We start from the raw sequence: 12469 nt of genomic DNA on the forward strand, positions 1-12469 counted from the left end.
AGCGCCGACACTCGGTGGCTCACTGAATCAACGGCTCAACGCAAAACGCCCCGCTCAATGAGCGGGGCGTTTGTTTTAGCGCTAACGCTTACTTCGATTTGGCGCGTTTCATCGCATCGAAGAATTCGTCATTGGTCTTGGTCATCGCCAACTTGTCGATGAGGAACTCCATCGCTTCGATCTCCTGCATCGGATTGAGGATCTTACGTAGGATCCACATCTTCTGCAGCTCATCTTTGCTGGCCAGCAGCTCTTCGCGACGGGTACCGGAGCGGTTGAAGTCGATGGCCGGGAACACGCGACGCTCGGCGATCTTACGGGCCAAGTGCAGCTCCATGTTACCGGTGCCTTTAAACTCTTCGTAGATCACTTCGTCCATCTTGGAGCCGGTTTCCACCAGCGCGGTCGCGATGATGGTCAGGCTGCCGCCCTCTTCGACGTTACGGGCCGCACCGAAGAAGCGCTTTGGACGGTGCAGGGCGTTGGCGTCGACACCACCGGTCAGAACCTTGCCGGAGCTTGGGATCACGGTGTTGTAGGCACGGGCCAGACGGGTGATGGAGTCCAGCAGGATCACCACATCTTTCTTGTGCTCAACCAGGCGCTTGGCCTTTTCGATCACCATCTCGGCCACTTGCACGTGACGGGAGGCGGGCTCATCGAAGGTGGAGGCGACCACTTCGCCTTTCACCAGACGCTGCATCTCGGTCACTTCTTCCGGACGCTCGTCGATCAGCAGTACCATCAACTCACAATCTGGGTGGTTGTAGGCGATGGACTGGGCGATGTTCTGCAGCAACAGGGTCTTACCGGCCTTCGGCGGGGCGACGATCAAGCCACGCTGACCTTTACCGATCGGGCTGGCCAGATCCAGAACGCGCGCGGTGATGTCTTCCGTTGAACCATTGCCTCGCTCCATCCGCAAACGATCGTTGGCGTGCAGCGGGGTGAGGTTTTCGAACAGGATCTTACTGCGGGAGTTTTCCGGACGGTCGTAGTTGACCTGGTTGACCTTGAGCAGGGCAAAGTAGCGCTCACCGTCTTTGGGTGTGCGGATCTTGCCGGCAATGGTGTCACCGGTACGCAGGTTGAAACGACGGATCTGGCTCGGGGAGACGTAGATGTCGTCCGGACCGGCCAGGTAGGACGAGTCGGCGCTACGCAGGAAGCCGAAGCCGTCTTGAAGGATCTCGAGTACGCCTTCGCCGAAGATGTCTTCGCCGCTTTTGGCGTGGGCCTTCAGGATGGCAAACAGAATGTCTTGTTTCCGTGCACGTGCCAGATTGTCCAAATTCATGGATTCGGCCAAGGCAATCAGCTCGGAGACCGGCATCTGTTTCAGTTCGGTAAGGTTCATAGGGGGGTCTTTTTGATGGATTTTGCGCACCATTAGCGGGCGCGGACGTTTCACTGTCACTGTGAAAGAGTTGGGGGATCTGGGCTATCTGAGGCCGAGAATTGTACTGATGATGAAGTTAGCACCAATGACTGGGGGCGTCCAGCGCTTTTCTGTTTCGGTTAATCGCGGTCAAAGCTGGGCCGCCATGACGGGCTGCCCAGCGCCAATTGAGCACTTACAGGTGAGTGTCAATGAACTCTTTCAATTGTGTCTTGGATGCCGCACCCACTTTGGAGCCAGCCAGTTCGCCGTTTTTGAACAGCAGCAGGGTTGGGATCCCGCGAATGCCGTATTGGGCCGGGGTGCCACTGTTTTGGTCGACATTCATTTTGCCGATGGTGATCTTACCTTCGTATTCCGTGGCCAATTCATCCAGAACCGGGGCGATCATTTTGCACGGTCCACACCACTCGGCCCAGAAATCCACCAATACTGGCTGATCAGCCTTTAGTACGTCGGTCTCAAAGCTGTCATCAGACAGGGTAATAATCTTATCGCTCATCAGATACTCCAGATCAATGTAGTCAGCGCCGACGTCATCGACGGCGTAGGGTTCCTATATGGGCACGCAGCCCGCCGCTTTCAAGGTTGCGTAAACACAGACTGATGTGGCGATAATTTGACTCGATCGGTTCCCAATAGCAAGCGCATCCGATATGCTGCATCCGTTATGACAAAGACCCATCTTACAGAAACGAAATTCGCTGATTTTCCTTTAGCATCATCGGTTGTTGATGCTTTGGCAGCCAGTGGTTTTAACCACTGCACCCCGATCCAGGCGTTAACCCTGCCGATCGTCTTGGGTGGAAAAGACATCGCCGGCCAGGCGCAAACCGGTACCGGTAAAACCCTGGCTTTCCTGGTAGCGACTTTTCATGAGTTGCTATCCCGTCCTGCGCCGGAACAACACGATGGCAAGAGCCCTCGTGCTTTGATCATGGCCCCAACCCGTGAGTTGGCCATTCAGATCTGTAAAGACGCGGAGCCATTGGCCGCGGCGACGGGTCTGAAACTGGGCTTGGCCTACGGTGGCGAGGGCTATGACAGCCAGCGCCAGACCCTGGAGAATGGCGTCGATATCCTGATCGGCACCACGGGTCGTTTGATCGACTACTTCAAGCAGGGTGTGTTCAAACTCGATAGCATTCAGGTGATGGTACTGGATGAAGCCGATCGTATGTTCGATATGGGCTTTATCAAGGACATTCGCTACCTGTTCCGTCGCATGCCAGCCCCTGCCCAGCGTCGTAACATGCTGTTCTCTGCCACGCTGTCCTTTAAGGTGCAGGAGTTGGCTTATGAACACATGAATGAGCCTGAGCATGTCCAGATCGAGCCGGAGCGTAAAACCGCGGAACGGATCGAGGAAGAGCTGTTCTATCCCTCTAACCAAGACAAGATGGCGCTGCTGCTGACCTTGTTGGAAGAGGAATGGCCGGACAAAGGCATCGTATTTGCGAATACCAAGCATCGCTGTGAGGACATTCACGGTTGGATGGCCGCCGATAACCATCGGGTGGGTCTGCTGTCCGGGGACGTACCGCAGAAGAAGCGGGTGAAGATCCTTGAGCAGTTCAAATCCGGTGAGATCGATTTCCTGGTGGCCACTGATGTGGCGGCACGCGGTCTGCACATCCCGGATGTGACGCATGTCTTCAACTACGATCTGCCGGACGACTGCGAGGACTACGTTCACCGCATTGGCCGCACCGGTCGGGCGGGCGCGGCGGGCAAGTCGATCAGTTTTGCTTGTGAGCAATACGCCCTGAACCTGCCAGCGATCGAAGAGTACATCTCGCACAGCGTCCCGGTGAGCAACTACGACGCATCGGCCCTGCTGACCGATCTGCGCCGTCCGAAACGGACTGCGCCACGCAACCGCCGCCCGGGTGGTCAGCGTGATAATCGCCAAGGAGGCTCCCGTGGCGGGCGCCCGCGCCGCAACGGTTAATTCAGCTCGAACGCAACGTGGCGGCCCTTTGTTGGCCGCCATTACGTTGGGTTCAAACAGCTTCAATATGCTGCTGGCCCGCCCGGGTCAGCCGCTTCCACAAGTGATCGCCAAACATAAACGCAAGGTTCGTCTGGCTCAGGGGTTGCTGCCCGATGCGCCGTTGGCGCCGGAAGCGGCGGCGGCAGGACGGGATTGTTTGCGCTGGTTTGGCCAATTGCTTGCCCAGTACCAGCCCAAGCATGTGGCGGTCTATGCCACCGCGGCGCTGCGTCAGGCCAGTGATGGCGCGGCTTTTTGCGCGCAAGCCGAACCCCTGCTGGGCTATCCCATCCAGATCATCTCCGGTGACAGTGAGGCCGCCTATATCTACCAAGGCATGCGGGCGACCACGGATGTGGCGGGCAGTGCCTTGGTGTTGGATATTGGCGGCGCTAGCACCGAGTTGGTGATCGGCGATGAGCACATCCGTTTTAAGCATTCCCTGGCCCTAGGGGCGGTGCTTTATACCCAAGAGTACTTTGCCGGCGCCATCACCGCGCAGGGCTTCGTTCAAGCGCATCAGGCGGTGGCGCGTGCGCTCGACCCTTTGCGAGTTGAGATGGAGGGACACGATTGGCAAACCGCCTTAGGGATCTCCGGTACCTTTCGAAGCCTGTTTGAGTTGGCGGACAACCGTGGGTTGGCCCTGACCCGGCTTACGCCGGCATTTCTGGCTGAGATCCAGCAGGAGCTGATCGGCTGCGGCCATGCGCAGCTGGACGGCTTGGTCGAGGAGCGTGTGCCCACGTTTGCGGCCGGCGTGGCGATCCTCGCTGCCCTGATGGCGGAGTTGGGTATTGCTGAGCTACATCCGGCCGGTGGTGCCTTGCGCGAAGGGGTCTTGGTCGAGCTGGATCAATGCGCTCGTCGCTCGCAGTCATTGTCGTAACAACTCTATCTGACTTTCATATTCCATTTGGGAATAACGTTATGTGCGTCCTTTGGGTATTCTGCCCGTCGTTAGGGAACGGAGTGAATGAATCCGGTTAATAACGCAATTATAATTAATCCCGCTAACGCGTAATTTGCGCCGCCGTATTCGGCGAATAAGGTGACTGCTTTATGGATCTGTTTGTGATCGCCAATGTCCTGGTGATGTTGGTGTTGTTTGGTTTGCTGTACAAGATGCAGCGTGACCATGTGAAGTTTACCCGTCGGGTGTTCATTGCACTCGGCCTCGGGGTGGCGTACGGCGCGATCCTGCAATGGCTCTATGGCTCTGGCTCCGCTGTGGTGCAGTCCTCCATTGAGTATTTCGATATCGCCGGACGGGGTTATGTCCAACTGTTGCGCATGATCATTGTGCCTTTGGTGATGGTCTCCATCATCAGTGCCATCTTGAAGCTCAAGGACGGTGAGTCCCTGGGGAAGATCAGCGTGCTGACCATCGGGATCCTGCTGGCCACCGTGGCGATCGCCGGTCTGATCGGCTTGTTTGTGGCGCAGATCTTCGGTTTAACCGCGGAAGGGCTGGTGCAGGGGGGTCGTGAGGCCGAACGTGCCGCGGCGCTGCTGGCCAATGAAGGTCGGGCCGAGGGGATCTCCATCGCCAAGACCCTGGTCGAGATCATTCCGGCCAACCCGTTCCTGGACATGACCGGTGCTCGCGACACCTCCATCATCTCGGTGGTGATCTTCTCCGCCTTTATCGGTGTGGCGGCCCTGGGCGTCAACAAGAAGCAACCTGAGCTGACCGCCAAGTTCGACAGCTTTATGCAGGTCGCGTACGCCATCGTGATGCGGATTGTGACCCTGGTACTGCGCCTGACCCCTTATGGTGTGCTCGCGCTGATGACCAAGGTGCTGGCGTCCAGTAATTTTGCTGACATCCTGAGTTTGTTTAACTTTGTCGCGGCCTCCTACGTGGCCCTGGCACTGATGTTCAGTGTGCATCTGTTGCTGGTCTTCTTGGTGGGGGGCAATCCGATCACCTATCTGAAGAAGGTGTGGCCGGTACTGACCTTTGCCTTTACCAGCCGCTCCAGCGCCGCGACCATTCCGCTGAACATTCAGACCCAGACCCGCCAATTGGGCGTGTCCGATGGGGTGGCCAACTTCGCCGCTTCCTTTGGGGCAACGATCGGCCAGAACGGTTGTGCCGGGATCTACCCCGCCATGCTGGTGGTGATGGTCGCGCCGATGATCGGCCTGGATGTGATGAGCCTGAGTTTCATTGCCACCCTGATCGCGGTGATCGTGGTGGGCTCCTTCGGGGTCGCTGGCGTCGGCGGTGGGGCCACCTTTGCCGCGCTGATCGTGTTCTCTGCGCTGGGACTGCCCAACGAGGCCATTGCCTTGATCGGTTTGCTGATCTCCATCGAGCCGCTGATCGACATGGGCCGGACCGCATTGAACGTCAATGGCGCCATCACCTCCGGCTTTGTCACCAGCCGCTTGCTGGGCCAGACCGATATGGACGTGTTTAATAGCAAGCAAGACTTGGAACTGGATATGGAATCCGTATCCTAAGCTTACTCATTCCCAAAGGGTCGCCATGGGCGGCCCTTTTTATTGGAAGATCCTATGAATATTTTGATCATCGGCGCCGAAGCCGCCGGTATGAGCGCCGCCGCGAAAGCCCGCCGCAGCGCACCAGATGCGAACATTACCGTGTTTGAACAAAGCAACGTGGTCTCCTTTGGCGCCTGTGGTCTGCCCTATTTTGTTGGCGGCTTCTTCGATGAGCCCAAGTTCATGGCGGAGCGCAGCGTCGAGCAGTTCAAAGCCTCGGGGATCGATCTGCGTACCGGCCACCGGGTCGAGTCCGTCGATACTGACAAGCAGATCGCCACGGTGCGCGATTTCGCCAGCGACACCCTGTTTGAGCACGCTTACGATAAGCTGATGATCGCCACCGGTGCCTCGGTGGTGAAGCCGCCGGTACCGGGTCTGGAGCTGGGAAACGTCTATTTCGTTAAGACCATGGCCGACGGTTTGGCATTGCGCACATTGGTGGAGCAGGAGCACATTCAGGATGTGGTGGTGATCGGCGCCGGCTACATCGGCCTGGAGATGGTCGAAGCGATGCACAAACAGGGTAAGCGGGTACGGCTGATTGAGGTGGGCGAGTGGGCCTTGTCGGGATCTTTCGACAGCGAGGTGTCCGAGCTGGTGCATGCCGAACTGGAAAAGCACGGCGTGGCACTGCATCTGAATGAGCGGGTGGAGTCGTTGCACGGCGAGCAGTTGGTCAGCATGGTGCAGACCAACAAAGGCGAATACGATGCCGATCTGGTCGTCGTGGCCACCGGCGTGCGACCGAGTACCGGGTTTCTCAAAGACACCGACATCGAGATGCTGGCCAATGGCGCCATCGTTATCGATGAGCAGGGTCGTACCAGCCTGGCCAACACCTATGCCGCCGGCGACTGTGCCACGGTATGGCACCGGGTGCGTCAGGAATCGGTGTACATCCCGCTGGCGACCACGGCGAACAAACTGGGCCGATTGATTGGCGAGAACCTGGCCGGTGCCGAGAAGCGTTTCCACGGCACCCTGGGCAGCGCTGCGGTTAAGGTGTTGGATATCGAGGCGGGCCGCACCGGGATCAGCGAGAAAGAAGCCAAGGCGCTGGGTCTGAACTACAAGGTGGTGGTGATCCGGGATAAGAACACCACCAACTATGTGCCTGGACAGGACGACATTCAGGTCAAGCTGGTGTACGACGCCGACAGCAAGGTGATCCTTGGGGGCCAGTTGGTTGGCGGCCAGGGCGCGGTGCTGCGGGTGGATACCCTCGCCGCCGCCATTCACAGCGGCATGACCACCGAGGATCTGGGCATGCTGGATCTGATCTACGCGCCACCCTTTGCCCGAACCTGGGACGCGCTGAACGTCGCGGGCAATGTGGCCAAGTAACCCGTCTTAGCGGGATCGCCGCGAGAGGAAGTAACAACGCCGCAGTTATGCGGCGTTTTTGTTGCTGGGTTCGCGCTTATGGCGATCAGTGGCGGGCGCCGCTGATCTCCAAGGGCTGATCCCGTTGTGACAGATCGATGATCTCGACATTGGCCCGATTGCGCGCATGGCGATTCAGGCGGTCGACCACACGCTGATCGCTGTTATAGCGGGCGGCGAAGAAATTGATCGGCTCGTCGTTGCAGGCGATCCCGCGGACCACATTGCGGATGGCATAGCCTGAGTGTTTGACGGCGGTGTGCATCTTCAGCGGTGTCCCGGTTGCCGCGGCCATGCACAGGCGGGTTTCCCGCGTGTCGTTCATAGCGACAAATTCGGTGGCGGAGACGGTACCGCAGATCAGAAACAGTGAGGCAAACAGTGCGCGTTTCATAATGGCATTCCCTGTGGGTGAGGTAAGAAGCCTCTCAAGCTTCGTTCAATGCGGGCAGAATGCTGTTAGCGATCTGTGTGCGGATGTAACCTAATGCACGGGAAACATGCAGGGCTTGCGCAGGAAGGTGGGGTAAAACAGTCGCATGAAAGTTTATGCGCCGATATGCAATACATATTCAGTCACGGCGGGAAACACTTTGACATAAATTGCCGCGGCTGCTGGGCCGGCGGATCAAAAAAAAGCGCCCGGAGGCGCGTTCATTTCAGCTCGGCAGCTTAGTGGGAGCGGATGATCTGAACCAGATCGTGCTCCAGGCTGACTTCGGCACTTTCGACGATACGGCCGATCTCTTCACCGTCCTGATGCACCAGGATGGTTGGGATCCGCTGGAAGTCGTAGCCGGCGGCCAAGCCCTGCGGATCGGTGCGTGAGCGATCGATGCCGATGTATTTCACGCTGATGTGCGGGTTGTTGACCTGTGCCAGGATCTTAGCCAGACGCGGGGTTTCACGGTGACAGTCTGGACACCAGGTGCCGACGATCACCACCAGCTCGGTCGGTGTGGTGATCTGCTTCAGCGCATCGATCAGCTTGGCATCGGCTTGGTAAGCCGCGTAGTTTTCGTCGTAGCCAGGCTGCTGGCGTAGCTCGTCAAAGCTCAAAAGACCGGTCAGGATCACTTCCTTTTTTTCCTCTTGTTTTTCGCAGGTCGCAAACAAGCCGCCAGAGGCGTTGTCTTCGAAGCCACAGCCACCGCTGGCGTTATCGGCGGCGTGGGCAGGAACCAGTAACAGGGGGCTGATCAGGGCAGCCAGTACCGCTTTGTTCATGGAACATCCTCTACAGGTGTGTGTCGTTTCGCTCAGTATGACGGTCATTCGTCACAAAGGTGCCTGGATGATCGGCAAAGCGTGATCCAGGCAACACTTGTTAAGACGGCCTTGAGCGAGCGAGGCGTCAGGCTTCCTGTAGGTAACGCGCCACGTCTTTGGCGAAATAGGTGAGGACGCCATCGGCCCCGGCGCGCTTAAAGCACAGCAGGGATTCCAGTACCACCTTGCGCTCGTCCAGCCAGCCATTTTGGGCGGCGGCTTTGAGCATGGCGTACTCGCCGCTGACCTGGTAGGCAAAGGTCGGCACCTTCAGCTCGGTTTTGACCCGGCGTACCACATCCAGGTAGGGCATGCCTGGCTTGACCATGACCATGTCGGCGCCTTCTTCGATGTCCATGGCCACCTCTTGCAGCGCTTCGTCGCTGTTGGCGGGATCCATCTGGTAGCTGTGCTTGTTGCCACCGGCCAGGTTACCGGCGCTGCCGACCGCATCGCGGAACGGGCCGTAGAAGCTGGAGGAGTATTTGGCGGAATAGGCCATGATCTGGGTGTTGTGGAAACCCGCCGCTTCCAGTGCATCGCGAATGGCGCCGATGCGGCCGTCCATCATATCGGATGGGGCCACCATGTCGGCGCCGGCTTCGGCATGGGACAGTGCCTGCTTGACCAGCACCTCGGTCGTGACGTCATTGAGGATATAGCCGCTGTCGTCGATGATCCCATCCTGACCGTGGGTGGTGAAGGGATCCAGCGCAACGTCGGTGATCACGCCCAGCTCGGGGAACTGACGTTTGAGGGCCCGCACCGCCTTTTGCGCCAACCCTTCCGGGTTGTAAGCCTCCTCGGCGTCCAGCGATTTAAGCTCGGCCGGGGTTACCGGAAACAGGGCGATGGCCGGGATCCCCAGTGCCACCAGCTCAGCGGCTTCCTCCAGCAGCAGATCGATCGACACCCGCTCGACCCCCGGCATGGAGGGCACAGCTTCGCGGCGGCTGTTGCCTTCGAGCACAAACATCGGATAGATCAGATCGGCGCTGGTTAGGGTATGTTCGGCGATCAGTCGGCGGGAAAACGCTTGTTTGCGGATCCGGCGTGGCCGGCGACGGGGAAAGGCTCCGGTGGTTGGGCTCATAATCCATTCCTTGTTAATGATATGGGGCGACGGGATCGCCAAGTCATAGCCGCATAGTAGCAAAATGTATGGGAGGTGAAACGCGCGGGTTCACAGAGGAAACAATTGCTTGACGTTGTCTTCGCATTGGCGGCACAGCGTCTCCAGCGGGACGTGACGCAGCCGAGCGACGGCCTGGGCTATGTGGGGCAGGTAGGCCGGCTCATTGCGGCTGCTTTTGGGCTTGGGGCGCAGATCGCGAGGCAACAGATAGGGCGCATCGGTTTCCAGCAGCAGCCGGTGGGCGGGGATCCGCGTGACCAACTGGCGCAATTCGCCGCCGCGGCGCTCATCGCAGATCCAGCCGGTGATCCCGATGTGCAGATCCAGCGCCAGCGCGGCGTCCAACTCCGCACCGCTGCCGGTAAAGCAGTGCAGCACGGCGCCGGGCAGATCGGCACGGTAACGCGCCAGCAAAGGCAGGAAGTCCGCGTAGGCTTCCCGGCAATGCAGTAACACCGGCATCGACAACTCCGCAGCCAGCGCCAGTTGGGCTGCGAATGCCTCGCGTTGGGCCGGGCGCGGCGAATAGTCGCGGTTGTAGTCCAGGCCGCACTCGCCCACGGCAATGACCTTGGGGTGTTGCAGCTGTTGTTTGAGGCGGGGCAGGCTATCGGCACACCAAGCGCTGGCATGGTGTGGGTGCACCCCGGCGGTGGCGTAGACATTGGCATAGTGCTGCGCGTGCGCTATGCACACGCTGGCTTCGTCCAGATCGCTGGCCAGCGACAGCAGGCGCCTTACCCCGGCCTCGCTGGCGCGCCTCACCACGTCATCGCGATCCTTGTCGAAGCGTTGCCCGGCCAGGTTGACGGCGATGTCGGTCAGCTTCATTGCAGCCGCTTGACCTTGGTGATGGCATTGCTGCCGGCCTTGGCCAGGTTGAATGAGCCCAGCGCGCCTTTTTTGATCACCACCAGATCGTCGGTTTTCAGCTTAAAGCGGCGGGATTCACTCTGACGCCAGCGTTGGCCATTGTCCAAAGTGATGGTCCATTTGCCGTAGGGATCGGAGGTTAAGGCCACCACGGTGGCGCTGATCTTGTCCGGGGTTTGGTTGAGCGCCTTGGCTTCAAAACCAAATGCATTGTCGGCATTGTCGGCATTGACCGGGACGGTCGGGGTCGGTGGGCTGTCGGCGACGCTGGGGCGCGATGCGGGTGCATGGGCCTGGCTGGCCTGGGTGATGCTGTCGTAGCAGAGCAGGCGGTCGAGTTTGTCGCTTTGCTGGCGACACTGAGCAATGGTGTCGGCGATCTGATCAAAACAGGCGAGGCGCGCCTGAGGATCGGTATCTTGGCCGCAGCCAAAGGGGGTAGAGAAGGCTGCGCTGCTGGCCAGCAGCGCAGTGGTCAAAAGCAATGTGCGGCGCATGATCCCTCCTTGGGGGTCCGGTGCCGCCATCGATCCTGGGCGGCGATTAAGCCTCGTCGTCGTCCCGCTTTGGGGTGTAGATCCGCGCGGCCAACAGGCCACCTTCAAACAGCAGCAGCATCGGAATGGCCAGCATGGTCTGAGAGATCACATCCGGTGGAGTCAGTGCCATGCCAATCACAAATGCGCCGACAACGATGTAGGGGCGTTTGGTTTTGAGTTCGTCCACCGTGGTGGCGCCACTCCAGCACAGCAACAGTACCGCGATCGGGATCTCAAACGCCAGCCCGAAGGCAAAGAAGAGTTTGAGTACGAAGTTGAGGTAGCTGTTGATGTCCGTTGCGACCTGAACCCCTTCCGGAGCGACACTGGTGAAGAAGCCAAACACCACCGGGAATACGGCGTAGTAGGCAAAGGCGATCCCGGCGTAGAACAGCAGGGTACTGGAGGCCAGTAACGGTGTGATCAGGCGCTTTTCATGCTTATACAAGCCTGGCGCGACAAACGCCCAGATCTGGTACAGCACATAGGGGATGGCGATAAAAAACGCCACTACCAGGGTCAGTTTAAACGGCGCAAAAAACGGCGAGGCCACGTCCGTGGCGATCATTGACGTACTTTCTGGCATCACAGACAGCAGCGGCTGGGACAGATAGTGATAGATGTCATTCGCCCAGTAGGCGATGGCAAAAAACACCGCAAAGACGGAGCCGAAAGCATGCATCAGCCGCGTTCTCAGCTCCATCAGATGGCTGATCAGAGGTTGTTGCTCAGACATAGTTATTCTTTCGCTTTGGCGTCAGTCGGCTCCGCGGCGGTGGCCGCAGGGGTCGTTTGCGCGGGTGCGCTCTCCGATGTTGCCGTTGAAGGGGACGGGGTCTCATAGCTACGGGTAACGGATTGAGCCGCTTCCCGAAGCTCGGTGATCGATTTTTGCAGATCCGGATCCAGATCCTTCAGGCCTTTGGCCTCGGCCTTTTTCAGATCCGCATGCAGTTGCTCGATCTTCAGCTCCTGCTCCAGCTCGGTTTTGACCGAGCCAGCCATCCGCTTGATGGCCCGGACCCAACCGGATACGGTACGTACAGCCACGGGCAGTCGCTCCGGTCCCAACACGATCAGGCCCAGAACGGCGATCACCAGTAGCTCGAAAAAACCGAATCCATCGAGCATCGTCGGTTAGGCCTTTTCTTTGCTTTTTTGCTCAGCTTCGCTGCGCTCGGCCTTGTCGCTCTCTTCCAGCGCTTTCTTTTCGTCGGCCTTGTCGTCGGACATGGCGTTCTTGAAGCCTTTGACTGCGCCGCCCAAGTCACCGCCGATCCCGCGCAGCTTCTTGGTTCCGAACAGCAGTACCACGATAAGTGCAACGATCAGTAGTTGCCAGATGCCAAAATTGCCCATGACGG

General features: G+C 58.8%; 14 protein-coding genes. 4 read left to right on the forward strand and 10 right to left on the reverse strand.

Annotated features, from left to right (window positions below):
• Positions 1-88: 88 nt before the first annotated feature.
• Positions 89-1357, reverse strand: coding sequence for a transcription termination factor Rho (gene rho / locus ABEA08_RS14375; RefSeq protein ID WP_345336033.1), 1269 nt, complete (start codon positions 1355-1357; stop codon positions 89-91).
• A gap of 217 nt (positions 1358-1574) precedes the next feature.
• Entirely contained in the window at positions 1575-1901 is a 327-nt protein-coding gene (trxA, locus tag ABEA08_RS14380; RefSeq protein ID WP_345336034.1) for a thioredoxin TrxA, read from the reverse strand.
• Between the two features lie 168 nt (positions 1902-2069).
• Between trxA and rhlB the strand changes: the two genes are divergently transcribed.
• From rhlB to ABEA08_RS14400, 4 genes are all read left to right on the forward strand, one after another.
• Entirely contained in the window at positions 2070-3350 is a 1281-nt protein-coding gene (gene rhlB / locus ABEA08_RS14385; protein ID WP_345336035.1) for an ATP-dependent RNA helicase RhlB, read from the forward strand.
• A complete protein-coding gene (locus tag ABEA08_RS14390; protein WP_345336037.1) occupies positions 3322-4281 on the forward strand; it encodes a Ppx/GppA phosphatase family protein in 960 nt (319 codons plus the stop codon). The genes rhlB and ABEA08_RS14390 overlap by 29 nt, the downstream gene beginning before the upstream one ends.
• Positions 4282-4454: 173 nt before the next feature.
• Complete coding sequence (locus ABEA08_RS14395) at positions 4455-5861, forward strand: L-cystine transporter (protein WP_345336038.1); 1407 nt, start codon at positions 4455-4457, stop codon at positions 5859-5861.
• A 54-nt stretch (positions 5862-5915) separates the two neighbouring features.
• Positions 5916-7250, forward strand: coding sequence for a CoA-disulfide reductase (locus ABEA08_RS14400; protein ID WP_345336039.1), 1335 nt, complete (start codon positions 5916-5918; stop codon positions 7248-7250).
• Between the two features lie 85 nt (positions 7251-7335).
• On the opposite strand, the gene ABEA08_RS14405 is transcribed toward ABEA08_RS14400, so the two are convergent.
• From ABEA08_RS14405 to tatA, 8 genes are all read right to left on the reverse strand, one after another.
• Positions 7336-7683 (reverse strand): DUF3718 domain-containing protein, encoded by a 348-nt coding sequence (locus ABEA08_RS14405; RefSeq protein WP_345336040.1) that lies wholly within the window; start codon positions 7681-7683, stop codon positions 7336-7338.
• Between the two features lie 278 nt (positions 7684-7961).
• The gene (locus ABEA08_RS14410) at positions 7962-8516 is read right to left on the reverse strand and encodes a thioredoxin family protein (protein WP_345336041.1); all 555 of its coding nucleotides are present in this window, start codon (positions 8514-8516) and stop codon (positions 7962-7964) included.
• Between the two features lie 127 nt (positions 8517-8643).
• Positions 8644-9651, reverse strand: coding sequence for a porphobilinogen synthase (gene hemB, locus ABEA08_RS14415; protein WP_345336042.1), 1008 nt, complete (start codon positions 9649-9651; stop codon positions 8644-8646).
• Positions 9652-9741: 90 nt separating this feature from the next.
• Complete coding sequence (locus ABEA08_RS14420) at positions 9742-10524, reverse strand: TatD family hydrolase (RefSeq protein WP_345336043.1); 783 nt, start codon at positions 10522-10524, stop codon at positions 9742-9744.
• On the reverse strand, positions 10521-11063 hold the full coding sequence (locus ABEA08_RS14425; protein ID WP_345336044.1) for a hypothetical protein: 543 nt from the start codon (positions 11061-11063) through the stop codon (positions 10521-10523). Before ABEA08_RS14425 ends, ABEA08_RS14420 begins: the two co-directional genes overlap by 4 nt.
• A gap of 46 nt (positions 11064-11109) precedes the next feature.
• Positions 11110-11841, reverse strand: a complete 732-nt coding sequence (tatC, locus tag ABEA08_RS14430) for a twin-arginine translocase subunit TatC (RefSeq protein ID WP_345336045.1) — start codon at positions 11839-11841, stop codon at positions 11110-11112.
• Between the two features lie 2 nt (positions 11842-11843).
• Positions 11844-12236: a Sec-independent protein translocase protein TatB gene (tatB, locus tag ABEA08_RS14435; RefSeq protein WP_345336046.1), complete on the reverse strand. Its 393-nt coding sequence runs from the start codon at positions 12234-12236 to the stop codon at positions 11844-11846.
• 6 nt (positions 12237-12242) lie between these two features.
• Positions 12243-12464, reverse strand: a complete 222-nt coding sequence (gene tatA, locus ABEA08_RS14440; RefSeq protein WP_345336047.1) for a Sec-independent protein translocase subunit TatA — start codon at positions 12462-12464, stop codon at positions 12243-12245.
• Positions 12465-12469 lie beyond the last annotated feature (5 nt).

The sequence above is a fragment of the Ferrimonas pelagia genome (assembly GCF_039543565.1).
Lineage (GTDB): Bacteria > Pseudomonadota > Gammaproteobacteria > Enterobacterales > Shewanellaceae > Ferrimonas > Ferrimonas pelagia.

What these genes read in the sequence shown, in the direction of transcription:
- tatB (WP_345336046.1), bottom strand. Translation starts at nt 12,236, where the DNA reads ATGCTCGATGGATTCGGTTTTTTCGAGCTACTGGTGATCGCCGTTCTG.
- ABEA08_RS14425 (WP_345336044.1), bottom strand. Translation starts at nt 11,063, where the DNA reads ATGCGCCGCACATTGCTTTTGACCACTGCGCTGCTGGCCAGCAGCGCA.
- tatA (WP_345336047.1), bottom strand. Translation starts at nt 12,464, where the DNA reads ATGGGCAATTTTGGCATCTGGCAACTACTGATCGTTGCACTTATCGTG.
- rho (WP_345336033.1), bottom strand. Translation starts at nt 1,357, where the DNA reads ATGAACCTTACCGAACTGAAACAGATGCCGGTCTCCGAGCTGATTGCC.
- trxA (WP_345336034.1), bottom strand. Translation starts at nt 1,901, where the DNA reads ATGAGCGATAAGATTATTACCCTGTCTGATGACAGCTTTGAGACCGAC.
- ABEA08_RS14420 (WP_345336043.1), bottom strand. Translation starts at nt 10,524, where the DNA reads ATGAAGCTGACCGACATCGCCGTCAACCTGGCCGGGCAACGCTTCGAC.
- tatC (WP_345336045.1), bottom strand. Translation starts at nt 11,841, where the DNA reads ATGTCTGAGCAACAACCTCTGATCAGCCATCTGATGGAGCTGAGAACG.
- hemB (WP_345336042.1), bottom strand. Translation starts at nt 9,651, where the DNA reads ATGAGCCCAACCACCGGAGCCTTTCCCCGTCGCCGGCCACGCCGGATC.
- ABEA08_RS14405 (WP_345336040.1), bottom strand. Translation starts at nt 7,683, where the DNA reads ATGAAACGCGCACTGTTTGCCTCACTGTTTCTGATCTGCGGTACCGTC.
- rhlB (WP_345336035.1), top strand. Translation starts at nt 2,070, where the DNA reads ATGACAAAGACCCATCTTACAGAAACGAAATTCGCTGATTTTCCTTTA.
- ABEA08_RS14395 (WP_345336038.1), top strand. Translation starts at nt 4,455, where the DNA reads ATGGATCTGTTTGTGATCGCCAATGTCCTGGTGATGTTGGTGTTGTTT.
- ABEA08_RS14410 (WP_345336041.1), bottom strand. Translation starts at nt 8,516, where the DNA reads ATGAACAAAGCGGTACTGGCTGCCCTGATCAGCCCCCTGTTACTGGTT.
- ABEA08_RS14400 (WP_345336039.1), top strand. Translation starts at nt 5,916, where the DNA reads ATGAATATTTTGATCATCGGCGCCGAAGCCGCCGGTATGAGCGCCGCC.